Below are 25,947 nucleotides of genomic sequence, written 5' to 3' on the forward strand. Positions count from 1 at the left end.
GCTAATGCACTCCTATCCATAATCCGATTAATCCTGAAATTAAACCTGCTGTCCAGAACACTGTCACTACTTTCCATTCTCCCCAACCACTTAATTCAAAGTGATGATGAATCGGGCTCATCTTAAAAATACGCTTTTTTGTAAGTTTATATGAAGCAACTTGCAACATAACTGAAGCTGTTTCAATTACAAATACTAGTCCAATTAGTAACAATGATAATTCTTGATTTAGCATAATTGATATCGTTGCGAAAATTCCACCTAAAGCTAAACTACCAGTGTCTCCCATAAATACCTTTGCAGGATTAAGGTTATACGGTAAAAATCCTAATAATGCAAAAATCATTATAATACAAAATGCTCCAATTGCTGGTGAATCTAAAACAAAGCTCATAATGGCGTACATTGTAAAACCAATGATTGATAATCCTGTTGCTAAACCATCTAAACCATCTGTTAAATTCACAGCATTTGAGAATCCAACTTGCCAAAAAACAATAAAAATCACATATGCAAAAGATAATGGAATACTAATATTTGTAAAAGGTATGTTTAGATTAGTTGAAAATTCTACAAGATGGAAAACATCACTTAGTAAAAAGAATACAACTGCAATTGCAATTTGTGCTAAAAATTTCTGCTTACTTGTTAAACCTTGGTTGTTTTTCTTAACTACGATGATGTAATCATCAATAAAACCTATTAAACCAAAACCAATTGTCACAAATAATAATAAAATGATTGGATTTGAATTATCTACAAAGAAAATTGCAAAAATTGAGGTAATGATAATACTAATTAGAAAAGTCAAACCACCCATTGTCGGTGTGCCTGTTTTTTTCATATGGCTTTGTGGACCTTCTTCACGAATGCTTTGTCCAAATTTCATTCGCTTAAGCGCTGGAATTAAAATAGGTACTAAGATAAAAGTAATTAATAGTGCGATTACCGCAAGTATAAAAAGCATAATTGTCTCCTTTATATATTTAATTTTAGTTTTGTCTTCTGAGTTTATTAATTGATAATATCTCGTTCATTTTATCAATATTTTAAAGTAAATTCATTTAAAATTTGTATGAGATCGAATGACGTCCTTCGAAGTAACACGAGCTAAGAAGGGAATGATATAACCACCCCTTCACTTATATTTGCTACTAAAGTTTTATTTTGTAACCTATACTCACTGTGCTTGTCACAACTTTTAGACGTTCATTCAATTCTCATAACTTATCATCTACTTTTTCAAGTCAAATTATAATTACTCGTTAGAATCTTGACTATTGTTTGTCTGTTGTTCTTGTTCAGAAGAGCTTGAAGTATCATTCTTATTGTCTTTTTCCTTATCGTCTGAAGAAGAACTGGCTTCATCTTTATTAGAAGAGTCATTTGATGCTGTCTCATTGTCATTCGTATTCGTCGATGTATCGTCAGGATCTTCTGGAGATAATTCAATTTCAACCTTACTATTGTCTTTTAATGTAGTTCCAATGTTAACCGATTGTTTTGTTACATAGCCACTACCTTTAGTTGTAACGTTAATGCCAGTTAATTCTTGGAAGGCAAGTACATCATCTTTTGTCCAACCTTTCATATTTGGCATTGTAATATCACCATCAGTTAATAAGAGCACCTTACTATTAGGCAATAATTTTTTATTGGCTTTAATTGATTGAGATTTGACGTTATCTCCATTACCAATAACGGTTGCTTGTAAATCTTCAGATTTCAAACTTTCTTTTGCTTTATCAGTAGATTGTCCAGTTACATTTGGTACTTTTGAATATTGTGCAGATTTAGTTTCATCTTTTTTAGAACCTACATTTAAATATTTAAGTGTATTTTCCATAATTGGTTTGAAAGCCTTACTTACACCCATTTCATAAGCTTCTTGATCATTCTTTTGAGCTAAGCTCATACCGGCATAAACAATAACTTCAGGATTTTTCTTAGGCGCATCACCAATGAAACTTACAAAGTATGGATTTTCACCCTTAACATATCCGCCGCTCTTTTCATCCGCCACTTGGGCAGTACCTGTCTTACCTTCAATATCATAACCATCTACTCTATAATTCATCGCATGACTCTTCTTACTATTAACTACTTTATCTAATTCTGTTTCCACTTTACTTGCGGTAGAAGCAGTAATTGGTTTGCCAGCAATTTCTTTTTTGCCTTGATAGAATGTCTTTTTGGAAATTGGATTTTTAATACTATCCACAAACCATGGTTTAAGCATATTCCCTTTATTAAAGAAAGCAGATTGTGCCTGAATCATTTGTACCGGCGTAACAGTTGTTGATTGCCCGAATGCTGACGTTTTTTGTTGTAATTCATTCGACCAAGCAATATTACCTTCTGCTTCACCATCAAACAGACCACCAGTTGGTTTGCTAAAACCAAATCTTTCGTACCATGATTTCATTTTGTCAGCACCTACTAAGTCTTGTAAGTGCATCATCAGTGTATTTGAAGAATAAGTAAAGCCTAATGACATTGGAATTTCGCCCCAACCAGTTTTATTCCAGTCGGAAATTCTAGAACCCATGATATCACGATGTCCAGACTCATATTTTTTCTTAGGATCAAACTTACCTTCCTGTATAGCTGCCGCTAAACCAAATGATTTAAAAGTAGAACCTGGTTCATACGTATTTTGATATAAATCATTCGCCCATTTTTTCCCGAAATCTTCACCTGTCTCAGGATTAAACGTAGGACGTTGACTGAATGCTAAGATTTCACCTGTTTTAGCATCCATGACAACAGCAAATAAATCTTTTGGTTGATATCTCTTAACCATATCATCCAATGCTTCCTCAACGAATACTTGAATATTTGAATCAATTGTTAAATGAACATCATCACCACGTTTAGGTGATTTTTCATTTTTAGTATTTGGAGCAATATATCCCCAAATATCTTGTATATAAGATAATGCACCTTTAGTTCCACTTAAATAACTATCAAAGATTTTTTCAACACCAAGTGCACCTTTTAATTCGCCTGTATCTGGATTTTTTTGTGCCATTCCTATTAAGTGAGACGCAAAATTACCATTTGGATAAAAGCGTTCAGTTTCTGGATATAGTGTAATACCTGGTAAGTCCATTTTTTCCAGTTTCTGTTTATCTTGATAAGTTAAATTAGTTCCTTTTTGACCAAATTCCACTTGGAATGCTTTTTTCTGATTAAGTCGTTTTTCAATTTCTTCCGGTTTCATGTCTATAATTTTAGAAAGTTCTTTAGCAGTCTTCTTTTTATCCTCTACATAGCGAGGTTTGTCTCCACTTTTACCTGCGCTCTTATCGACTACCGCTACAACTTTATATCTTTCGACATCTTCGGCAAGAATTTTACCGTTTCTATCATAAATCTTGCCTCGTTCAGCTTGTTCATTGTTTTGAACTAAATATTTTTCATTCGCTCGCATTACTAAATCTTGTCCATCAGAATGCCCTGTGATCATAATATATGAATATCTTAAAACCAATATAAAAAAGAGCAGTCCGAATATACCAACAAGGAGGACTGCTCCTAATTTATTTTTTCTAATTTTAATTTTTCGCTTCGCCATTTGTACGCACTACCTTTACATTGTCGTTATTTAGGCTCATACCTTGTGCTTTAGCCTTGTCGTAAATGCGTTGGTAAGAAGAACTTTTTTTAATTTCAGATTGAATTGCGCTATTTTCACTTGATTGTTGTTCAATTTTGGAGTCTAAATCTGCAATCTTTCCATTCGTATCATACGCATCCATTTTTAAAGATAGCATATAAATAGCAATAACTGCAATTGCAGTAACAAGTGTTATGTATAAGTATTTCTCAAATCTTGTGAGTTGAACTACAACCTTCTTAGTAACAGTTCTTGTTTGTGGTTCCGATTGAGGTTGTTGTTTCGGTATACTATTGTGCTGGACGTCTTCATATGGTTCATATATTTCTTCTACAGCCATCGTCAATTACTCCTTATTTTAAAATTTCTGCAACACGTAATTTTGCACTGCGCGCTCTGTTATTTTCATCCAAATCTGTATCCGTTGCCGTAATTGGTTTGCGATTTACTCTCTTGAGTTTAGGTGTGTAAGCTTCAGGAATAATTGGTAATCCTCTAGGCACATCAGGACCATTTTCATACTCTTGAAACATCTGTTTGCATAATCTGTCTTCTAAAGAGTGGAAAGTGATTACTGAAATTCTGCCTCCAACTTTTACAAGCTCGATTGCCTGCTCAATTGAATCTTCGAATGCAGATAATTCGTCATTAACAGCAATACGTATAGCTTGAAATACACGTTTTGCAGGATGACCACCTTTTCTTCGAGCTTTAGCAGGAATGCCTTCTTTAATGATGTCAACTAGCTCTAATGTAGTTTCGATAGGCTGATGTTCACGATGTGCTTCGATTCGTCTCGCTATTTGTTTAGAAAATTTTTCTTCACCATAGCGATAAAAAATCTTCACAAGTGCTTCATATGGCCATTGATTGACTACTTCGTATGCGCTAAGTTGCTGCGTTTGATCCATTCTCATATCAAGTTTAGCATCATGATGATAACTAAATCCTCGCTCTGGAACATCCAACTGTGGACTAGAAACGCCTAAGTCATAATAAATTCCGTCTACCTTTTCAATGTTTAAGTTTTTTAAAATGTCAGTTAATTCTCTAAAGTTACTATGTACGAACGTGACTTTATGTAGATGATCTTTCAATACTTCTTTAGCATTATCTAATGCTGTAGTGTCTTGATCAATCGCAATTAATCTACCGTCATCGTTTAATTGATTTAATAAATAGAGTGCATGACCCGCGCCACCAAGCGTACAGTCTACGTAAATACCATCTTCTTTGATGTCTAAATAATCAATTGTTTCGTTAAGCATAACGCTAATATGATGAAACACGACTTATTCCTCCATTAAAAATCAAAATCTATTAAATCTTCAGCAATATCTTCGAAACTCTCTTCAGATTCATCATAAAAATCATTCCAAGTTTCTCTATCCCAAATTTCAATTCGATTTGAAACACCTATTACTGTACATTCTTTAGTTAAACTAGCGTACTTCCTCAAATTTTGAGGAATGTTAATACGCCCTTGCTTATCCAATTCTACTTCGATGGCACCTGAGAAGAACATACGCATAAACTTACGTGCGTCTTTCTTTGTCATAGGTAAGGTTTTCATTTTTTCTTCTATTTGTTGCCACTCTTCAAGTGTGTAACCGAATAAACATTTATCAAGGCCTCGCGTGATAATAAAACGTTCGTTTAAGTCATATCTAAACTTAGATGGAATTATCATACGTCCTTTAGCATCAAGTTGATGTTCGTATTCTCCCATGAACATTATTATCACCTCACCTTATTTATAATTTACCACATATCCCCACTATCCTCCACTAATTCTGTAAAATATCTTAAAATTCTTTTTTTTATACAAAAAAACCTATTTTATCATTCGATAAAATAGGTCTAAAGCTTGATTTATTAAGGTTTAATGATGATTTGATCAAATGTATATTCAAGTGGTGGGAAAGTGGAGGGACTAAACACATCAATCCCAAAATCATTCATAATTTGTAGTGGATTCCAGATTCTTTCTTGTAATCCGTGGTGAGGATGTAATACTAAATCCAATTCTCTAAATTGTCTCATACTAATATCATTCTCACGTTCAATATTTAACAAATAGCGTTTCAATAAATAATCAAATTGTTTATTATGAATTTCTTCATTTTTAGTTACTAAATTTAAATTATCTTGATTTTCCTTAACTTCATTTAATAATTGTTGATACACATTTTTATGTTTTGCTTTCAATTCTTCTACTTGTTGTATAAACGTATTGGAAGCTTTTTCACGTACAAATTCATTTTTGTCATCATCGATACCATTTTGAATAACTTTTTCAACATTTAGGCTGTATTGTTTAAGTAGTTTTTGTGTTCTTTCCATCATATATGTCATCTTCATACGTGGAAGAACGATCGGCATTTCTACATTAAGTAATTTGAATACATTATTTAGTTCTGCCCAATATTTAATTTCACTTGGACCACCTATGAATGCTACTGTATTAAATAACCATTCTTCCATGACTGGTCTCGTAACGACGTTGTTTGAGAAACGCTCCGGCTCTGTCTCTATTAATTCAATTAATTCCTCTTCAGAGTAAGTAATATCAGATTTACTTAATTTAAAATGATTATCTTCTTTTGATATTAATTGACGCATACCATCCTCATGAAGGAACAAATGTACATTAGTATCTGTCTGTACCATTTGTGTTAATCCCGATGCAATGGTTTGCTCTTGTGTTTGTCTGAATACTTGATTAATTTTAGAATGATTATTTACTATTTGTTTGAGTAATGGCTTTTCAAGTTGTCTAAGCTTATCGTTCTGTGCATCGATGAGTAGCACACCGTGTTCTTTAAAGACCGCATGCAATAAAGCCTTAAATATATCAGACCAAGTATCAAACTCATTAATAATTTCCACGCATAATTTATATAAAGGTTTAGAATGTTTAGTTTCTTTTAATTCTTCGAAGAAAAGATTTAATGCATTAAGCATAGCTTCCTTATCAGGAGTATATCTTGAAACATTTGTTTCTGGAGGCGTCATTGTATGGTACTTTACTTTCTTTAATTGCGCCTCATTCGCATTATAAACATACGTATGATTCACTTCATCAAAATCATGATCCTCTCCAGCAATCCAAAACACAGGAACAACCGTTTCACCGTATTCTTTAGTTAGTTGACTACTTAACGTTACTATCGAAAGAATTTTATGGAAAGTGTATAAAGGTCCCCCAAACAATCCTGCTTGTTGACCTCCAATAACTACTTTAGCTCCTTGTTCAAGCGCCTCAATATGCTCTAGCTGAGAAGTAGTTAATTTCAAATCGGCCATATAGTCTTTAATGATTTGTGCTAATTGTTTTTCTCTACCATTATTAGGACGTTTCATCCTAGTCGTGAAACTAGCTGTCTCAACTGGGTTATATTGATAAAATTCTAATAAACTTTTATCACTTTCTTTTAATTTTGAAATAAATGAATCTTTTTCTTTAAAATGAGTTACTCGACAGTCCATATCTATACTCCTTCAACATAGCTATTACTCATATAGTATAAAGATTATAGCATTGTATGACAATTTAACGGCTTAAAAATTTGTAATTTTTGAAGTGAAATTTACCCTTTCGTCCTAAAAATACAATTGAATGAAATTTACATATTATTTAAGTTATAATATAACAAAAGAAATAAGGGGGATAACGCAAATGAGTGAAGTAAAACATCTTGAAATTAATTATAAAACAGACGAATTGTTTGAAGCTTTTAGAGAATTCGGTAACAAAGATTTATACATGGTTGAAGAACTACAAGGCCAAATGATCGATGCCAGTTCTGAATCACCATTCTATGGCATCTTTCACGGTGAAAACCTTGTTGCCCGAATGGCTTTACTAAAAAAGGGTGACGTTGAAGAAATTTACTTCCCAGAATTCGATGATTATTTACTACTTTGGAAACTAGAAGTTTTAGATAACTATAAAAATAAAGGGTACGGTCAGTCACTTATTGATTATGCAAAATCTTATCATATGCCTATCAAAGCCATTGCACGTCAAAATTCTAAAGAATTTTTAATGAATCAAGATTTTGAGGATGTACACGCTAAAAATCCTGAAGGTCATGATGTACTCGTATGGTCTCCTAAATAATTAAATAGAATATGGAAAAGCTATGGAGTGATAAAAATTCTATCAGAATCTTTACCACTCCAACTTTTTGCATAAAATGTTTTTACTCATTTTCAATTAAATCAACTAATTCACTCAATGATTTAATTTCGTAATCTGGATTTATATCAGAATTATTCTTTTTATTTCTTACATTAAACCAGCATGTAGCTATTCCCGCATTTTTTCCGCCTAATACATCTGAAGTTAATGAATCACCTACAATAATGGTAGATTTTCGTTTGTCCTTACCAATTTTTTCAAACACATAATCAAAAAAACTCAATCATTGGCTTTTGATAACCCGTTTCCTCTGATATAAATACACCATCAAATGTGTCTTTAAATTGTAATTGAGCGATACGTCTTTTTTGAGTATCTGTAACACCATTAGTAACAATATAAAGCTCATTGTTTTGAACTAATCGATCTATCGTTTCTAGAGTGGAATCAAAATGCTTAATGGGTGCTTTTGCTAATTCATCCCTAAAAGTAACATCTGCTTGTTTACCATCCACTTCAATACCATAATAATTAAAATATTCAATGAATCTGTGTGAAAGAACTTCTTCTTTAGTTAGTTTATTCTTTTGAAAAGCCTCCCAATGTGCCTGATTAATTTGTTTAAAAAATTGAAAGTCTTCTGCTGTTGGGTAATGATGATAATGTTTGGCCATATTGTGAAAAGCTTTATCTTCAGCATCATAAAAATCAACTAATGTATCATCGAAGTCTAATAATATTGTATTATATTTCATATTTTCATCCTTAACGTTTATTTTCTAAAATCTATTTTAACAGAAATATATTTATAAATTAAAAAAAGACCAGAGCGCTTGCCCTGGTCCATGATAATTAAAATTTCAAATTAGAAGCCGAAAATTTTACCTAAAGCACTGATTCCATTTTCTACGATACCTACGATGCTTGTACCCATTTTACCCCAGTCTTTATCTTGTCCTGCTTGTACTGCTGCTGCAATTGCTTCTGCTAATTTTTGCATATTTATCTCTCCATTTCTCTATATTTTTTTATGATTCAAACTAAGTTTTAAAATAAACGTTAAATTAGAAACCAAAGATTTTACTTAATTCAGTTACACCGTTTGAAACGATATCTAAGATACTTGTACCTAATTTAGTCCAGTCTTGGTTTTGACCTGCTTCAATTGCACTCTTTACTGCGTTTGCGATTTTTTCCATGATCATTATCTCCTTTGTATTGTTTATTTATATTAATAAAATGTTATCAGTCGAACTTAGAATCCGAATAATTTACCTAGAATGCCAACACCGTTTTCTACGATACCTACAATGCTTGTACCTAATTTAGCCCAGTCTTGGTTTTGGCCTGCTTGAACTGCATCTGAAATTGCTTGTACTAATTTTGACATTTAAATCGCTCCATTCTTTTAATTTTATATATTTAAATTGTTTGCCTTTTAGTTTTAGAAACCGAAGATTTTACTTAATTCTGTAACACCGTTTGAAACGATATCTAAGATGCTTGTACCTAATTTAGTCCAGTCTTGGTTTTGACCTGCTTCGATTGCACTTTTTACTGCGTTTGCGATTTTTTCCATGATTACTATCTCCTTTATAATGTTTATTTATATTTTCAATAAATGTTATATGTGGAAACTTAGAATCCGAATAATTTACCTAAAATGCCAACACCGTTTTCTACGATACCTACAATGCTTGTACCTAATTTAGCCCAATCTTGGTTTTGACCTGCTTGAACTGCATCTGAAATTGCTTGTACTAATTTTGAAATTTAAATCGCTCCATTTCTTTTTATTTAAAGTATTTAAATCTTAATGTATGAAATTCAATAGATACATTAAGCTATTTCTTAAAACCAAAAACGATTAATTGGTAAGTTTTTGTTTACCTATCGTTTTGTTACTTATACTATATAGTGATTTATGCTATTTGCGTTCTATCTTTCTTAACTTATAAATTAGACATCAAAACTGTAGACCTTTGATTATATAAAACACACTTAGGCATTCAAATATGTTGTGCAAAATCTGACAATTCTGCAAACGTTTACAAGAACTTTACATTGGCTTTATATTTTTTTAAAATTCACCTTGTTTTATAAACGCTTTAACCTACTAGTAGATCCATTGCAAGTCTAGGATTCTCAATACAACCATTTATTTAAACAGACAAGTGAATATATTCTAGTCCTTTTCAACTATTTAATTAATCGTAATGTTAATCATTGCAACTTTATTAATTTCTGTATTTCACTATTTATCATGATACTTTTATTTAGTAATTGGATTGAGTATATGAATAGTAGATGAGAATTATTTCAACACTTAGGATCTATTTATTACTTTATTCATTCATAGATGTTCATAGTTTGTTCATAGTTGCTTATAATGTCTCCTATTGGTTCTATACATTTGATTACTTCTGCGTCCATATGGCTTGAAAATATTAATTCAATTGCTCGACTTTATGTGTTATTGCACTTGCACATAGTCGATATGAGTTACAAATACACATAATTAGTGAAAAATATAAACTTTTTTTATATTAAAGCTATTGCTAAATAAGGTTTCTTTAGCTATAATAATTCTTGTGTTAAAAATTCATGTCCTGGTAGCTCAGCTGGATAGAGCAATGGCCTTCTAAGCCATCGGTCGGGGGTTCGAATCCCTCCCAGGACGCTATTAACCGAAAATTAAACACTTTTCGAAATTAAGAATCCCATAACGACGGGGTTCTTTTTATTTTGCTTATTAATAACACACCATATAATACAAATTTTTAGGGACTTTTTAGGGACCCGAGTCCCTCACATAAAATAACCCGTCGAATTCGACGGGGTTTAGAATATTTAATACGAACGAGCTAAGTATTATTTTAACATAAAAAAATAACCGTACCTATTAAGATACGGTTAATGATTAATCGCAAACAATTGAGTAGCCTTTTCAATTTTAGGCCTAAGACGGTAGCTAATTGTCATCTCAATAGCTTACTTTAATGATATTTATTATAACATAAAAAAACCACCCAGTGGCATCTGTGGGTGGTTAAAAGTAAACGGTGCAGTCAGATACTTACTGTTAAACGCGAGCAAGTCCTCTGCACATAATAAAACATACCAAATGATAGTATGCCAGTGTTAAACACTGTTTCCTCATCACTACTATAACACTTTACATGCGTACGCGTATAGCTTTTCTGTAGTATTCAAAGTTAGATTATCAACTTCACGCTTACCTTGTCTTAATTGTGATAGTACATATTGTGATACACCAGTAGCTTTATATATTTTATATCCTGTTATATCACTTTCAATCAATTCAATTATCTTCTTTTTGTATTCTGACAAGTTCTTCACCTTCATATCTATATCCTAATTTTTTCATATGTTGGATTCTTGCAAATTTAATTATTTCGGGCAATAATAAAATACATACGATAAGCATTACTTTAAAAATGATATTCATTTGAATTCATCACCTATCTGTTATATAATAACCATGAAAAGAGGTAGGGGCTTTCGCCCCTGTTGGATTAATCATTTTTCTGATTATCTTTCTTGGCTTTAAGATAATCGAGGTGCCATTTTCTAAGTTGTTTTAATATTGCTGGTGTTCTTTGTACTGTAACAAGTACGATGAGCATCAGCATTTTTATGATGTCGTCCAATTTAACCACCTCCTCTCATGGTGGTTTGTAAGCTATTAACTAACTTACAAATATAATTATACTAAACAAATGTTTATTATACAAGAGCTTTCTATAAAATTTTGCATAAAAAAAACAGGGACAAGCACGAAACTTGTCCCCAAAAATGTGTCAAACAAATAGGTTAATGTTTGCTGATTATATCATATTATTTTAAAATTCCCCATACTTGTTTCATTTTGTTTTTAGGTGGTTTTTTACCGTTCCAAGTCCCTACTGGTAAATAAATTCTTTCGCCTTCAAAACTGTCATATCCTACCCATACATGCTTATCTTGTAACATTAATTCATCATATTCAATTTTAGTGTTGGCTGGTAAATCACCTGCTTCATTATTTCTCAATCTGAATGGACCAACGTAACGTGCTTGAATAGGTTGATTACCATTAATGAATGAACCTTTTTGTGCTTTGTAGTAAGTACCATATTTATTTTTCTTCCAACCAGTAGGTAATACTTCTTGTTTAGCGATTTCTTTTTTCACTTCTTGTTCGATATGCTTTTCAGTAACTTCTTCTGCGTTAGATGTATCTAATTCACCACCGTTAGCATAAAACTTAATACGACTGATAAAGTAGTCAATTAATTTTAATTGGTTTCTTCTTGTGTAAGGTTGTCCTTTACCAATGTGAATTTCCCATGATCTATGTGGACAAGATGTTTGAGAATATTCATTGTGTAAATGTACTGTGTCTCTATTAATAGGTAAGTTATAAGATACCATTACTTCAGCAACAGTTTTTAATGTTGCTTCTTCATTTTCTAGGAATAACTTATCAGAAATACGTCCTGGATAGCTTTCACATACTTCGAAACCAATTAAGTTGTTATTTGCCCAAAAGTTAGCACAGTGCCATTCAACAAAGTTAGTTGGATGATACCATAAACGCTCATTACGATTAACATACACACTAGCAAAACCATTTACATGTGTACCGTTTTGTTCTCTTGCATATAGCCACGGTAAATATTGGCTTGGTGTCATACTTCCGTAATCGTTATGAATAACTGCTCCTGCAATACTTGCTTTACGATTAGTGATTTTAGAACCATTGATATGTGATGAATAAATATCTTTCATTTTAACATTACTCCCTTTTTCTAGTTTTTGGTTTAATTTTGAAATATCGTATTTTTCAATAGGAATACCACTACATACTTCTGCCTTTTCATCTTTCAAGTTAGTGCCTTTAGGACGTAACTGAAGATGTAAATGTGCGTTCATTGGATTATCATAGTAGTTACTTGAACCCTGCAAACCGATAATATCGCCTTGATTAACTTTGTCACCTTCACTATATTTGAGTGATTGTCTTTGTAAGTGGCCATAAATCCAATCGTTTCCGTTAGCGTCTCTAATCTCGATCGTTCCACCGAAATTGCCATGCGTTTCAGACGTAATAACCGTACCACTTGTAACTGCTGGAATATCGTTAGTAGAGTTATTGTATAAATCAAATGCTCTATGATAGCCACCACAGAATTCATCATAGTTAATACCATTTTCAACATAGTTTCTAAATCCATAATCATTAGGATAATTGTCGTATTGACGTGGATCAGAACTAATTTTCCAACCTTTTTGTGTTAAATAATCGATTGCAGTTAACATTTAATCACTCCTATTTTAAGTTGTTATCTTTTAAAACTTTTTCTTGCTCACGTGACTTTTTACGTAAGATGTATGAGTTTTTATACACACCATACAGACCAATTAATGCTGGGATAAACACCATTAAAAAGTTTATCCATGGTTGCACATGGTCAGGATTTAAAAACTCTACTTCAATTCCACTTGCTTGTAATGCTAGATATAAAAGTGCAAGCATCCCACCGAATTGAGAAATATATTGTTTGATTTTGTCTTTTTCCATTTCTTCCACTCCTATTCAAGATAAAAAGCCGACGCATAGCGCCAGCTCTAAAACTAATCCTTATTTACATTTACCAAACCAAAAACAGCCCCAAAAGTTGGCACCTAATACAAAGTTCAACATAGTTCTCTCCTCCTTTATATACCAAAAACCATACGTAAAATTGTAACTATTAATGTAGAGGCGATCGTGAAAATCGTTCCTAACGTTAACATTTTTACTTCTTTGATATTCTTTTTATTCTCTTTTTTGTTCTCTTGGTCAATTTGACGCTCTCGATTAATACTATCTAAGGTAAAGTTCATTTTTTGATTAATGAGTTCTTGATTATGTTGCCCATCTTTTATTTGTTCCAAAGATGCGAATATCTTTTCGTCATTATCTTCTAACCGTTTTATTCTTGTTTCATAATCGCGTCCTTGACTATCCTCCATTCTTGCACCTCTATTCTGCGTCAGTTTCAGTTGTTTCTTCCACGTACTCTAGTAAAGTTGTTAACTTTACTGGTTTGACTGTCACTTTTTCAGCAATAATACCGAATTCATAGTTTAATTCGTTTAGACTATTTAAACGTTCAGCAAGTGCTTTAACTTTATCTAATTCGTCAAACTTAGTTGCGATATTCACGTTACTAGTTGGATAGAATTGACCTCTGTAATCATTATCTAAAACAGCTTCTTCTCCTTTTTCATTCACTTGTACTAAGATATAACTTTCTGTGTTTTTTACGATTTCATTTGCCATGATAATTTCCTCCTAAAATTTGGTATAAAAAGAGTGCTAAAGGTTACTCTCCTTCAGCACTTGTTTGTTCATTATTTTGTTGTTCTTGATATTCTCTAATGATTGCACGTAACATTGCATTTTCTTGTGTTAGTTGCGCATTTTGTGAACTTAACTCCTCAATAACGTAATTAGGGTTAGCTTGTAATTGATTATTCATTTAATTGTTCCTCCAGCGTATTAATTTTTTCGTTTAATTGTTGTATTGCTCTTAATGCCCAAGATAGCATTTCATTAGTATTCACACCACTATTAAAAACAAATTCTACTGGAATGTCGTAGCCGTCGCCAATTACTGGTCCGTGATGTATTGTTTCCTTTTCATCATCGTTGTATTTGTAACTATATAACTGTAATTCGTTAGAAATAACATTTAATGCGTCATAGTCCCATTTTTTAATATCATGCTTAAATTCAGCACTAGACGCTTTTATAAAGTCACTTGCTCTGACTGGTTTGAACCCTGTATTTCCACCGTTATAACGTAAGTTGTTAGTTACCCATAGTTCATTGGTAGATACTCCAATATAAAAGTTTTTTCCACCATTTACACGAACTGAATTTGCTTGTATATCGTCGCACTGCAAATCTTTGTATTTAGGGCTTCCATTATTATATCCATTATAATCAGTTATTCTTAGTTTGCCTTCTTCCGGGTCTACTAAGGCATATAAATTGTTATTTTTAGCCCACCAATCTCCTAATAAATTACGAGCATAAAAATCTCCAGTACCAATATTACCGTCTTTATCAGTTGCGTAGATGTATCTTGATTTAGGCGATTTATCAAATCGTATTCCAGAACCAAAACTATAAGACGCTGGCGCTTTTTCTACTAATTCAGTTATTGTTCCATAAGATAAAACGCCGTCTGTATCTGCGACGCTGTCATTCAGTTTAGTCCAAAATCTAAATTCATTTGTACCTGCACGATTGTTTTTCATTGGTCTAATATAAACGGAACTTGTTTTACTCTCAATGTTTACAGTGGCATTGGCGTCTAACACAATACGGTTGCGTTCAGAATTTAAGGCGATTGCACCACCCGCACTATTTAGCGTTACACCTCTAACACTGTTAGTAGGCGAATAAGTATAATCAAAGAATTGTAATGTACCAGACGCCTCGCTACTATCTCCGTCTATATATGTTGATATACCAAAGTCAGAATAATAAAGCGAACGGTTTTGGTTATTGTTTCTAAATCGTAAATAACCTCCTTGCGCTCGCATAAATACATTATCTTTTTGAGTGTTTCCTCTAAAAGTACGTTGGAACGTACCAGCCATTTCGATTTTATCTTGACTTAAATAAATATAATTCGTACTGTCGCCACCGCGTATGCCAACTTTGTTTACATCAATGTCTAAGCCTTCTGGACTTAAATTTAAACGGTTTATAATTTCATTTTTACCAACTTTATCATCAACTCTACTTGCCATAACGTTGAAGTCTTTATTGACTGTAATATCTACTTTATCGCCTCTAAGTTGAATACCGTTTCTATCCATTGTGTAAGATTGAATATTACCGTTTTCATCGTAACTTAAATTTATCCCCTTAGTTGTGGCCGATATTTCTGAAATAACTTGTGATAGTGTTTTTTGACTTGCATTAAATTTTTGTTCATCAACTTTTAACGCTATTTTATCGCCATTTTGAGTGATTGATGTTTCTAGTTTAGTCATGGCTACATCATTAGATCGTTTATAATCGTCTGTGTAATTTTTAGCGTTTGTTTCAGCTTGTTGTATGTCTTTTTTAACATCTTCGTTAGCTGGTGTCCAATCAGTCGCTTTATTACCTTTTTCAAGTTTTATCCATTCAATAGTAGAGAAAGAAGTTGCACTATTAGGGTATTGATATATCCTTAGAGATGAGCTGTCTACTTTATTAGAACCGTCCCATCTTTTATCAACCCATTCAAAAGTCTTAATAAATACATCACTATTATTTTTATCTGAATTGTTTAGATCTCCAATTTTTACCATAGAATTAGTATTGTAAATTAAGAATGCTGTTCTATTATCACCTAAATCACCTTTAATAGAAATTGTAACTATATCTCCTGGTTCTAATTTATCTACAATTGGAAATTCTTTGATTAAATAAGAGTTTTCTGTAAAAGGTCCTGACGTATCTGCAAGTAAATTACGACCACCAATACTTAAATTATTTACTTGGTTATCTGTATAATATTTAGCGTCAGAAATACCACTCTCAAATTTAGTTAAAGTAACTTTATCAGTGATTTCATTTGAAAGTTGTTTTCTTTCGCTATCAGCACTATCTAAGCGTTGAACTATATTATTTTTATCCAAAGTGTAATCTTGTTTTGATACCTTACTGTCAATTTGTGTAGGTAAAATATCAAGCGTTGCTTTATTGCTTTTCACATCTGTTTCAAGTGGTGTTAGACGACCATTTATATTTTGTAGTTTTTGTGATACATCTTCACTTTTAGCCATTAGATTGATTTGTCCATCTAATGCTTTTATGTCAGCTTCATTTTTTATTACTCTTGAATTAATAGGTTTGAGCAAATTATTTGTGTTTTTATTTGCCATTTCTTGAGCTTCATGCGATTTTTGTTCTGCGTATTCTTTTGCTTCATCACGTTTTGCTATGGCGTCAGCTATTGCTCTTTGTTCTTCATCAGACACAATACCATCTGCATAAGCGTTTGATTCTGTTTGTCTTACTTCGTCTTGAGCTTTTGCATATGCTTTTGCCGCTTCTTCTGCTTCTTGTTTAGATTGTGTTATTAATCGTTGAATATCTTCCGGTGCTGGCATCCAATCGGTTGGCATATTACCTTCTTCTAACTTTACCCACTCGATATTTGATTTTACTTGGGTATCTCTCGGATAGTTATATAAGCTAATATTATCTGTGATGAATGTGTCGTTTTTTGCTTCAAATGTCACTTTATATAGTTCATCTGAAATCTTATCTGCGTTTGATGTTATAAAGTATCTACCGTTATCACGTAAAATCGCTAAACCACCGTTGGAATTTTCTACATTGCCTTTTACTGTGATTGTGTACACCTTTCCGACTTCAAGTGGTTTAGAAAGTGTGTAATTAGCAATTAAATAACTTGAATTAGAATATGGCACATCACTTTTTAAAACTAAGTTTCTTCCACCGACTTCAATACCATCTATCTTACGCTCAACGCTACTGATATTTGCACTAATTTCATCTTTAGTATTTTTAATTTTACTATCAATTTCTTTCCCTAAAACAGTATTCAATTCTTGAATTTTTCCATCAGCATATTCTTGTAATGAATGTCTTAAATCACTAAGCTCTGATTTATTAGGAACATCAGCATATAATTGTTGATTTTCACTATCCCAACGACCATTAGGTAACGTTTGTGCTATTTTATCCATTGCGTCATTAAATTTCTCATCAGTGTACTGTGATTGAAGTAACTTTAAACGTCTATCAATAGAAATTTTAGCCTCAGTAACATATTTATATAATGTTTGTAACTTTTCTCGATACACTGTAAATAAAGTTTGAGTGTCAACCAACTTACCTATCGTTGCTGTCTCTTCATCCATACTATTTAAATTTGCTTTGATGTTTTGATATACACTATCTAAATCTAGTAATGCTTGATTTAAGTTTGTTTTCAAATCATCATCGACAAGGTATTCACTATTTAATACATCATATACATCATTTTGTAACTTACTGTGTTGGATAGTTAAATTGATGAAACTATTATTTAAATCTCGATACATCACTTGCTCACGTCTTAAACCACCGATTTTTTCTACATCATCAGCTGTTTGAGTGATCCATTCGCCATTCCAGTAACGACGTAATACTGCAACATCAGGATTTGACGTATCATACCATAATGTATCGTTTTGTGGGTTTTCTGGTGGTTCTGTACCTTTGAATATCTTACGTTCATAATATTCCATTTCCCCAGCTACAACGTCACTCACAATCGTATGAACGTTTGAGAAGTTGTCATTCATTTTTTTAGTAATTTCATCTAATCTTTTGTTAAAGAATTCTCTTAACTTCGTTTCTTCATATTCAATAACGTTACCAAACGTAAATTCACTTTCATCTGCTAACCAGTTGTACTTAATACCGATAACTTCTGCTTCTATATATAAAGGTGGTCTGAAATCTCTATCTTTAACTCTTACAATATCTCTTAGATGTACTGTTACATCGTTATAATATTTATGAATATCTAAAGATGAGACTTCATAACTAATTGCTGCTTGATTACGTTTGTTGAGTTCTGTTTTAGCAAGAGTGGTTAAACGTTCAAGTGTCATGTTCTCATCATTACTTTCAGGTTCATATACATCCCAAATGTAACGATTAGGAAGTCCAAAAATCTCTTGTGCTTCATCATCTACTACAACAGTTTCAATTCTTGAGCCATCTTCTTTTTCAGGACCTACTGCAAGTAAAGCAGTTTTGACTTCAGATAGATCAATCGTTCTTGTCATACCTGTTAAGTCTTTACCTTTAGTGATTTCCTTACCTTTGAATAAGTTTTTAGGTTTGGTGATTGATACATAACGATGTTCAACAGTATGTGCGCTTAACTCAATATAGAATTCAGGGACCATACTATAAGTAGTACAAAGCATGTAAATTAAATCAAACGGATTAGTATGAGAAGTCCATGATGTTGTTCTGTTGCCACCATATTCTGTATCATCAGACACTTCCCAACCTGTATCAGCAAGTATTTTGAGTAACGCTTGTGTTGTTGTATGTGCTTCAAATTTACCAGGTTTAATGGGTTTAGCTGTTTTCAAATCTTCTAAGTAACTTGCATTACATTCGATTTCGGTTGTACCGTCAAAATTATCTGTAATGTGGATGATGATAAACTCTCTGAATGTACCGTTATTGTCTTGAGCAATAATACGATTACGTTCTCTTAATTTCTCTGCTCGAGTATTTTCAATTGTAAAATCAAAAGTTTCTGTTTTTTCTTCTACATTCATACTCATTTCAGCGTTAATCAATGCACCATCACTTTGGCTAATAAAATCAATAATATTGTCATTAAAATCAAGTACATGTATTCCTACATTTTTCACTTTCCCACCTCCAATCTATAAATATCTGTCTTGCCAATATACTGTGGTATCATATGTGTTTTCAGGATAAATCATACACTCATTCATCCCTTTATTTATGTTGAAGAAGTCACTACCAAATGTTTTTAAATCAAGTGCAGGTTCTTCGTTAATTGTTACCGTCTTTTCTTCCATATTAATATTAATTAAATCACCTTTTTTAATGATCAAATCTCTTGCTTTAGGTGGTTTAGGTAAAATCTCATGATTATAACTACCTAATATCGTTGTTGGCATATGATAATTATTACCGTTCTTAGCAATGTAGATACTTACTGCTGATATAGGTCGTTGATAGAAGTTTCCTGCGTCAATAAACACCTTTTCTGTAACATCTACTGGAGTTATTCGTTTAGGATAGTCCACTTCATCATATTTCCATGTTTTTATATAAAACTTATCTCCAATACGTTTTAAACGCATATAAATTACTATATGTTTCCATGTGTAAAACTTAGGTGCGTTTGTATAACTGTATATTTTCTTTTGATTACCGTTTTGGTCGAATAATGTCACATGTATTGTGCCTATATTTTGTGTTGCCCTAGGGTTGCTATAACCAATAGAAGCAATCACACGGTTATCTGTGTCATATATATATTGAGTTGCATGTGTTGCACCTTTTTTACCTTGATTAACATGTATTTTAATTGTCGAACTAAAATCTTGAGTACTTTTACCGAATGAATGCTTATATTCTGCACCATTCCATCCACTTGTACCTGTAATGCTACTTTCATCAAGCATAAAAGCATCTTTCGAAGAACTCATTGCCATAGCACCACCAACTGTTCCGCCAGTTACATTGTCGTTAATAGTACCGTTAGTAACTTTAGTCCATCCGAAGAAAGAACGCATCTCATCATTAAATAAAGTCGGTGTATAATCTTCGACTTTCTTATCTAAATCATCATCGCCTATCATGAAATAATCTTCGTTATTCTTCGTAATAGAGAAGTAACTCGCATTCTTTAACGCTGTTGCTTGTACGATGATTGGACTATCTGCTGTTCCTGTACTTACTACTGATACTTGGTCAGATATTGCCGTGTTTTTTGTGCCTTCAACTGCGTATTTGTAGGGGTCTGCTAAAACAACATTAATTTTAAAAGACCAAAAACCTATTCTATCTTTATTTAAATCAATAGGTCCTTCTATATAGGCGTTCCAGTACCAATTTTGAGATGTGAACTGTAATTTAATTGCTTTATCATAATCAAAAAACTTAACGACTTCATTTAACACATCGTTTACTTTCTTCATTCCACCTGGAGATAAATAATCATTACGAATTATAAGCGGTAATTCAAATCTATATTCTTTTAACCTTCTATTTTTAACAATACTTCCAGGTCTCCCTGAAATTTCTTCAGTTTCAATTTCAAAATTAAAAGAGGGTATTTCAAACCCTCTTTCTACTATCAACCATGGAAGTGTTTTGTCATTTACTTTTATAGTATCAAGCATCCTTTAACCTCCCACTGGATTGAATTTTACTTTTCTTGATTTTTGTCTGCTGTATTTATCAATTGAATTGAATACTTGTTTTTCATGTGCATATTGATCAATGATTGGCTCGAAATCTTTATCCGCAATATCTTTATTAGTTCTAGCTATTTCAGCAAGAACGTTGATTTGTTGTTGTTGTAACTCAATCATCTTCATTAGCATTTCTGCATCATTACTACTTGATGAGGTAATTCTATTACTAAAATTACTTGGTCGTTTATTGCCTGATGTTTTTCTACCTTCAATGTCTTTTGCAGCAAGTGCTAACAATTTCATCGCGTCTGTTCTTCTATTAGGGTCAGTAGGAATAATCCATTCAGGATAGCCACCTTCTGCAAGGTTGTACCAACCTGCATTTTTGATTAGGCCACCTGTTTTATATGCATAAGCTGCAGCACGATTAAAGCCACCCCAACCATATCTTCTAACGATGTATTGTAATGCTGATACACCTTGGTGTACCGGATTGTTAAAGTTTGTATATCCTGGTTTTGCATTAGCCATAAACGACGGTTGAATCATTTGGAATAAGCCTTTAGATGGCGTACCACGTTGAGCATTTATATCCCAATTGTTAACTGCATTCGGTTGGTAATTAGATTCACGTTTGGCCAGTCTCATCATAGCATCATGAATATATCTAGATTTATAGCGACCACCTAATATGTTTTGTGCTTGTTTAATCACTCTACTTGCGTATGCTGCACCACTTCCTGAAGGGTAACCTTTACCATTGCCTGTTTTATCATTTTTGCGTAACCATGGAATTGGGTCTTTTGAGAATCTATTACCTTCTCCCCCTTGGTTGACCTGGAAGTGTAGATGACGATAGTTTGTCATAGAACCTGTATTACCTGATTTACCAATTAGTTGTCCTGCTTTAATTTGTTCACCAGTTTTGCGTAACTGTTCGCTCAAATGCATAAACCATAAGAATGTTTTACCTTTCTGAACTGTGATAGCTTTACCGCCACCATAATTATCGTACCAACTTCTAACACGACCAGCCATCGGTGTACGTATTGGCGTTCCAGTAGGTGTATCATAATCTACACCATGATGAACTCCACCATTAAATGGATAATTCGGGTTAGGTGCTTTAGGTGGTGCTGAATAAGGTTGTAATATTTTAAAACCGTCGAAAACAGAACCATCTCCTGCTTGAGCTTCGAAACCACCTTTAATCCAATCTAGTGCTCCTTTTTTAATTTTTTTCCATGCAGCACGTGTAATATCTCCTACGATTCCCATACCTTTTGTGAGAGAACTAAAGTCAACGCCCATCATGGAAAGCACTTTGTTAAGTAATTTTCCTGGATTGTCCATGTAGTCCATGACATCCCCGATCTTTTCAGAAAGCCACTTTGCACTATTACCAACAGCCTTACCGGCACCTTTAAGTTTATCTCCAACCCAATCTTTAGCATTACCAAACCAAGTACCTATACTCAATCTAGGCAATGTACCTGTGCTAAACCGAGGTGACATGCCTGCACCTTCAGCTTCTTCATATTTTTGTCGCATTCCACCACTAATAACACGTGATCCTCTAGGTAAAAATGTAGTAGTATCTTTTGCGGGTGTTAACGCAGTACGTCCATTTGGATATTGGATTAATTCGCGTCTACCATCAATACCTCTTCCATTACCTGGACCTTTATCTCCAACGACTGCCATCGTACCTTGTTTTAGTCGACCATCTGAAGTGGTAGTAATGTGACGATTGATTCTTTGAGTACCGGTAGATAATTCGGGTATCTTAGGTAAGCTTAATTTAGAACCTACCCAATTCAATCCTTTAATCAGTCCATTCAAACCTTTTTTAATTGCACTAACCATTCCACCGATATGATTTTTAATCTTACCAATGATATTTTTAAGACCATTATTCATATTGTTAAATGTACCTCTAACTTTAGACCATAGAGATTTTACAATATTAACAACAGACGATTTGATTTTAGTCCATGTGTTCGTCATGAAATTTTTAACCCTGTTAAAAATAGATTTTGTACCATTCCACAAGGCTGTCCATCTACTTTTCACACCGTTCCACAAGCTTTTTGCTAAACCTACTACTTTGTTTTTTAAAGAACTCCAAAGTTTTACAACCCAATTTTTCAGTCTATTAAATATAGATTTCGTTACACTCCAGAGTGCATTCCAGCGATTTTTCACACCGTTCCACAAAGATTTCACGATACTAATAATTTTATTTTTTAATCCGTTCCACGTTTTTATCGCCCAATTCTTGAGCTTTGAAAAGATAGACTTAGTCGTGTTCCAAAGCGCATTCCAACGCGATTTAACACTATTATATAAAGATTTGGCAACGCTAACTATTTTATTTTTTAAAGAAGTCCATAATTTAATGACCCAATTTTTTAATTTTCCAAATATGGCTTTCGTAACATTCCATACTGATGTAAACCATTTCTTCACATTGTTATATACTGCTTTCACAGTTTTTGAAATGAAATTTTTAATACTATTAAAAATAAAACGTATAAATTTCAATACAGCACCAAAAATAGAACGCGTTATTGAAAGTATTCTCTTAAAGATAGTACTAATAATAGACCATATAAACTTCAGTACGGTTCCGATTACACTTTTAACACCATTAAACGCCTTACTAATTATACTTTTGAAAAATCCACCAAATATTTTAACAACTTTGAGTATTTTGCCGATAAGCCAAAGTTGGATAAGATTCCATATAAGCGTCAATGCTCCACTGAACACTTGTTTTATACCGTTCCAAACTTGTTTCCATTGTCCTGTAAATAATCCACTGAATATTTTTACGATACCTAATATAATGTCCAAAGCCCCGTTGATAATATTTTTAATATTATTCCAAGTATCAACTACTAAAGTCTTGATTAACGGCCATAAAAATTTCATGACTCCCCAGATAATCTGCATACCTATTTTGACTGCAGGAACAATCACATTCATAAACACCGTTTTTACAACGCCACCTAATTCTTGTAGTATCGGCCATAAAAAGTTTTTAACTTCAGTGAATACTGTAACAATCGTATTCCAGATATTAGTTACAGCCTGCATGATAGTAGCGCCATTTTGATTCCAGAACTGACCTAACTTGAGTCCTATATCCTGACCAAATTGCCAAATGGCATTGAATACATCAATAAATACTTGTCTAATTTGCATTAAAGTTGCCGTTACTTTAATAGCTGTGGCTTTAGGCATAATTTTTGAAAGAATGTCTACAGTAGGTAAAGTGTTTCCTGAAAATAGATTCTTCAACGCATTGAACACTACTTCAGCTGTATTCCAAAGGTTTTTTAATGCATTCACGACCGGATCTATGACTGTATGAACAATATTTCTAAATGTCTCAGATTTTTTATAAGCAACTACAAAAGCTGTACCGATTGCTACTATTGCAGTTATCGCTAATCCTACTGGTCCAAGCATGAATTTAAATGCGCCACCTACTAAAGTTAACCCTTTAGCAGCAAACGGGGCTTTAGTTCCTAGGAAATTCATTAAACCGCCAGCTTTTGTGATACCTGTCATCACAGGACCTATTGTAGTCATAATACTTCCTAGTGCTGCGGTAAACGCACCTGTGGTTAAGATTAAAGGCCCTAAAGCTGCAGCGAATATACCTAATCCTACTACTCCTGTTTTCACCCAACCAGGCATTTTTGTAAACTTATCAGCTAATATTGCAAGAAAATCAGCAGCTTTACGTATATGAGGTGCTAGAACATCACCTATACTAATTGCCATTGATTCGATAGCTGACTTCATTTTTCGAATCGAACCTCCGATGCCACCTTCCATTTCGTCGCTCATACGTTTAGCAGCACCTGTTGAGTTATCAATAGACTTAGTCAATTTTTTGTAATCCTCATCTGAAGCATTGATGACAGCTAAGGCACCACTCATTGCTTCTTTACCAAATATAGTAGCTGCCGCACTTGCTTGTTGGTCTTTTGATAAGCCTTTAAATTTATCACGCAACTGCCCCATTACATCTCGCATAGGTAGCATTTTACCGTTACTGTCTGTTATAGATATACCTAACTCTTCCATTTTATCTTTCATAGCTTTTGTTGGTTTGGCCAAGTTAGTGAACATTGTACGTAATGCTGTACCGGCTTTTTCACCTTTTATCCCAGCATTACTCATAAGGCCAATAGCTATTGATGTATCTTCCACAGTATATCCCAACGCGCCTGCAACCGGAGCAGCATATTTAAACGCTTCGCCTAAACCACGTACATCTGTATTAGCTTTAGAACTTGTCTGTGCTAATACATCTGCAAACCGTCCACTGTCTTTTGCTTTTAAACCAAATGCTGTTAATGAGTCTGTAACAATGTCTGATACAGCTCCTAAATCTTCACCTGATGCAGCTGCTAACTGCATGACACCATCGATACCACCTAGCATATCTTTGGTATCCCATCCGGCCAAGGCCATGTAGTTAAGAGCTTCTGCTGATTCGGATGCACTAAACTTAGTTTTAGCTCCCATTTCTAGTGCTTTATCTCTTAATTGTTGAAACTCTCCACTAGTTGCGCCAGATGTTGCTTTTACCTTACGCATTGAGTCATCAAAATCTATGCTTTTCTTAGCCGCTAGACCAAAACCGGCTACTACTGGTGCCGTCACATACATAGACATGGAACGACCAACGCTTTTCATTGTTGCTCCAACGCTAGTAAGTTTAGGTCCGATATCAGTAAACTTTTGACCTAATCGACCAAAACTACTATTAGAGACTCTAGCTGCTTCTTGCGCTTCTTTTTGAAACCTTTTGAAACCATCTACAGTTTGGTCTAGCTCGTGTTCGAGTCTATTTAATGTATCAGCTTGTTTATTATATTCAGTTCTTAATCTAACCGCTTTTGCGCTATTTGCACCTTGCTCTTTCGCAGTCTGCATATATTGATTACGCAGTTCTTTAACATTATTCCTCTGTTGCTTAGTCGCAGCATCTAGCTCACGAATTCTATTTTTATAACTTGTCATAGACTTTTCTGAGTATTTAAAGTTGTTACTCGATAATTTCAAGTCAGAATTCAATTGTCTAAAGCTGCGCCTAATGCCAGCTAATGTCGAGCCAATGCCCATATCCTGCATAGATAGGTCAATCTGCAAACCTTTAATTCTTTCTGCCATATTTCCACCTCCTTAC

General features: G+C 33.4%; 23 protein-coding genes, 1 tRNA gene and 1 pseudogene. 2 read left to right on the forward strand and 23 right to left on the reverse strand.

The window, feature by feature from the left end; genetic code table 11:
* Window position 1 precedes the first annotated feature (1 nt).
* The 6 genes from mraY to bshC form a co-directional block, all read right to left on the reverse strand.
* A complete protein-coding gene (gene mraY / locus SBL15_RS00060) occupies window positions 2-967 on the reverse strand; it encodes a phospho-N-acetylmuramoyl-pentapeptide-transferase (RefSeq protein ID WP_317954756.1) in 966 nt (321 codons plus the stop codon).
* Window positions 968-1,258: 291 nt separating this feature from the next.
* Window positions 1,259-3,577, reverse strand: coding sequence for a penicillin-binding protein (locus SBL15_RS00065; RefSeq protein WP_107613257.1), 2,319 nt, complete (start codon window positions 3,575-3,577; stop codon window positions 1,259-1,261).
* Window positions 3,558-3,959, reverse strand: coding sequence for a cell division protein FtsL (ftsL, locus tag SBL15_RS00070; RefSeq protein ID WP_016930703.1), 402 nt, complete (start codon window positions 3,957-3,959; stop codon window positions 3,558-3,560). Before ftsL ends, SBL15_RS00065 begins: the two co-directional genes overlap by 20 nt.
* Window positions 3,960-3,972: 13 nt before the next feature.
* Window positions 3,973-4,908 carry a 16S rRNA (cytosine(1402)-N(4))-methyltransferase RsmH gene (gene rsmH / locus SBL15_RS00075; protein ID WP_107611888.1) on the reverse strand — a complete coding sequence of 312 codons (936 nt, stop codon included), beginning with the start codon at window positions 4,906-4,908 and terminating at the stop codon, window positions 3,973-3,975.
* A 14-nt stretch (window positions 4,909-4,922) separates the two neighbouring features.
* A complete protein-coding gene (gene mraZ / locus SBL15_RS00080) occupies window positions 4,923-5,354 on the reverse strand; it encodes a division/cell wall cluster transcriptional repressor MraZ (protein WP_011276022.1) in 432 nt (143 codons plus the stop codon).
* Window positions 5,355-5,494: 140 nt separating this feature from the next.
* Entirely contained in the window at window positions 5,495-7,108 is a 1,614-nt protein-coding gene (gene bshC, locus SBL15_RS00085; RefSeq protein ID WP_317954758.1) for a bacillithiol biosynthesis cysteine-adding enzyme BshC, read from the reverse strand.
* A gap of 190 nt (window positions 7,109-7,298) precedes the next feature.
* Between bshC and SBL15_RS00090 the strand changes: the two genes are divergently transcribed.
* The gene (locus tag SBL15_RS00090; RefSeq protein WP_107613261.1) at window positions 7,299-7,742 is read left to right on the forward strand and encodes an N-acetyltransferase; all 444 of its coding nucleotides are present in this window, start codon (window positions 7,299-7,301) and stop codon (window positions 7,740-7,742) included.
* A gap of 82 nt (window positions 7,743-7,824) precedes the next feature.
* Here the strand turns inward: SBL15_RS00090 and SBL15_RS00095 are convergent.
* From SBL15_RS00095 to SBL15_RS00120, 6 genes and pseudogenes are all read right to left on the reverse strand, one after another.
* A pseudogene (locus SBL15_RS00095) lies at window positions 7,825-8,518 on the reverse strand (YjjG family noncanonical pyrimidine nucleotidase).
* Between the two features lie 110 nt (window positions 8,519-8,628).
* The gene (locus SBL15_RS00100; protein ID WP_037536258.1) at window positions 8,629-8,763 is read right to left on the reverse strand and encodes a phenol-soluble modulin PSM-beta-1; all 135 of its coding nucleotides are present in this window, start codon (window positions 8,761-8,763) and stop codon (window positions 8,629-8,631) included.
* Window positions 8,764-8,827: 64 nt separating this feature from the next.
* Window positions 8,828-8,962, reverse strand: coding sequence for a phenol-soluble modulin PSM-beta-2 (locus SBL15_RS00105; protein WP_011276027.1), 135 nt, complete (start codon window positions 8,960-8,962; stop codon window positions 8,828-8,830).
* A 56-nt stretch (window positions 8,963-9,018) separates the two neighbouring features.
* The gene (locus SBL15_RS00110; protein WP_011276028.1) at window positions 9,019-9,153 is read right to left on the reverse strand and encodes a phenol-soluble modulin PSM-beta-3; all 135 of its coding nucleotides are present in this window, start codon (window positions 9,151-9,153) and stop codon (window positions 9,019-9,021) included.
* A gap of 54 nt (window positions 9,154-9,207) precedes the next feature.
* The gene (locus SBL15_RS00115; RefSeq protein ID WP_011276027.1) at window positions 9,208-9,342 is read right to left on the reverse strand and encodes a phenol-soluble modulin PSM-beta-2; all 135 of its coding nucleotides are present in this window, start codon (window positions 9,340-9,342) and stop codon (window positions 9,208-9,210) included.
* Window positions 9,343-9,401: 59 nt separating this feature from the next.
* Window positions 9,402-9,536 (reverse strand): phenol-soluble modulin PSM-beta-3, encoded by a 135-nt coding sequence (locus SBL15_RS00120; protein ID WP_011276028.1) that lies wholly within the window; start codon window positions 9,534-9,536, stop codon window positions 9,402-9,404.
* An 833-nt stretch (window positions 9,537-10,369) separates the two neighbouring features.
* On the opposite strand from SBL15_RS00120, the gene SBL15_RS00125 reads away from it, so the two are divergent.
* Window positions 10,370-10,443 (forward strand) — tRNA-Arg (locus tag SBL15_RS00125).
* A 485-nt stretch (window positions 10,444-10,928) separates the two neighbouring features.
* Here the strand turns inward: SBL15_RS00125 and SBL15_RS00130 are convergent.
* From SBL15_RS00130 to SBL15_RS00180, 11 genes are all read right to left on the reverse strand, one after another.
* The gene (locus SBL15_RS00130; protein ID WP_317954761.1) at window positions 10,929-11,114 is read right to left on the reverse strand and encodes a hypothetical protein; all 186 of its coding nucleotides are present in this window, start codon (window positions 11,112-11,114) and stop codon (window positions 10,929-10,931) included.
* Window positions 11,086-11,232, reverse strand: a complete 147-nt coding sequence (locus SBL15_RS00135; RefSeq protein WP_158260251.1) for a hypothetical protein — start codon at window positions 11,230-11,232, stop codon at window positions 11,086-11,088. Before SBL15_RS00135 ends, SBL15_RS00130 begins: the two co-directional genes overlap by 29 nt.
* A gap of 67 nt (window positions 11,233-11,299) precedes the next feature.
* On the reverse strand, window positions 11,300-11,434 hold the full coding sequence (locus SBL15_RS00140; protein ID WP_259337590.1) for a hypothetical protein: 135 nt from the start codon (window positions 11,432-11,434) through the stop codon (window positions 11,300-11,302).
* 187 nt (window positions 11,435-11,621) lie between these two features.
* The gene (locus tag SBL15_RS00145; protein ID WP_317954765.1) at window positions 11,622-13,085 is read right to left on the reverse strand and encodes a peptidoglycan DD-metalloendopeptidase family protein; all 1,464 of its coding nucleotides are present in this window, start codon (window positions 13,083-13,085) and stop codon (window positions 11,622-11,624) included.
* 10 nt (window positions 13,086-13,095) lie between these two features.
* Window positions 13,096-13,347, reverse strand: coding sequence for a phage holin (locus tag SBL15_RS00150; RefSeq protein ID WP_107635948.1), 252 nt, complete (start codon window positions 13,345-13,347; stop codon window positions 13,096-13,098).
* Window positions 13,348-13,484: 137 nt separating this feature from the next.
* Window positions 13,485-13,781 (reverse strand): DUF2951 family protein, encoded by a 297-nt coding sequence (locus SBL15_RS00155; RefSeq protein WP_107619697.1) that lies wholly within the window; start codon window positions 13,779-13,781, stop codon window positions 13,485-13,487.
* Between the two features lie 10 nt (window positions 13,782-13,791).
* Window positions 13,792-14,091 (reverse strand): hypothetical protein, encoded by a 300-nt coding sequence (locus SBL15_RS00160; RefSeq protein WP_317954771.1) that lies wholly within the window; start codon window positions 14,089-14,091, stop codon window positions 13,792-13,794.
* A 43-nt stretch (window positions 14,092-14,134) separates the two neighbouring features.
* On the reverse strand, window positions 14,135-14,290 hold the full coding sequence (locus SBL15_RS00165) for a hypothetical protein (protein WP_048668059.1): 156 nt from the start codon (window positions 14,288-14,290) through the stop codon (window positions 14,135-14,137).
* Window positions 14,283-19,220: a phage tail spike protein gene (locus SBL15_RS00170; protein ID WP_317954774.1), complete on the reverse strand. Its 4,938-nt coding sequence runs from the start codon at window positions 19,218-19,220 to the stop codon at window positions 14,283-14,285. Before SBL15_RS00170 ends, SBL15_RS00165 begins: the two co-directional genes overlap by 8 nt.
* A gap of 15 nt (window positions 19,221-19,235) precedes the next feature.
* The gene (locus SBL15_RS00175; RefSeq protein ID WP_317954776.1) at window positions 19,236-20,726 is read right to left on the reverse strand and encodes a phage distal tail protein; all 1,491 of its coding nucleotides are present in this window, start codon (window positions 20,724-20,726) and stop codon (window positions 19,236-19,238) included.
* Between the two features lie 3 nt (window positions 20,727-20,729).
* Window positions 20,730-25,931: a phage tail tape measure protein gene (locus SBL15_RS00180; RefSeq protein ID WP_317954778.1), complete on the reverse strand. Its 5,202-nt coding sequence runs from the start codon at window positions 25,929-25,931 to the stop codon at window positions 20,730-20,732.
* Window positions 25,932-25,947 lie beyond the last annotated feature (16 nt).

The organism is Staphylococcus sp. NWU MKU2 (assembly GCF_033283605.1).
Taxonomy (GTDB): domain Bacteria; phylum Bacillota; class Bacilli; order Staphylococcales; family Staphylococcaceae; genus Staphylococcus; species Staphylococcus haemolyticus.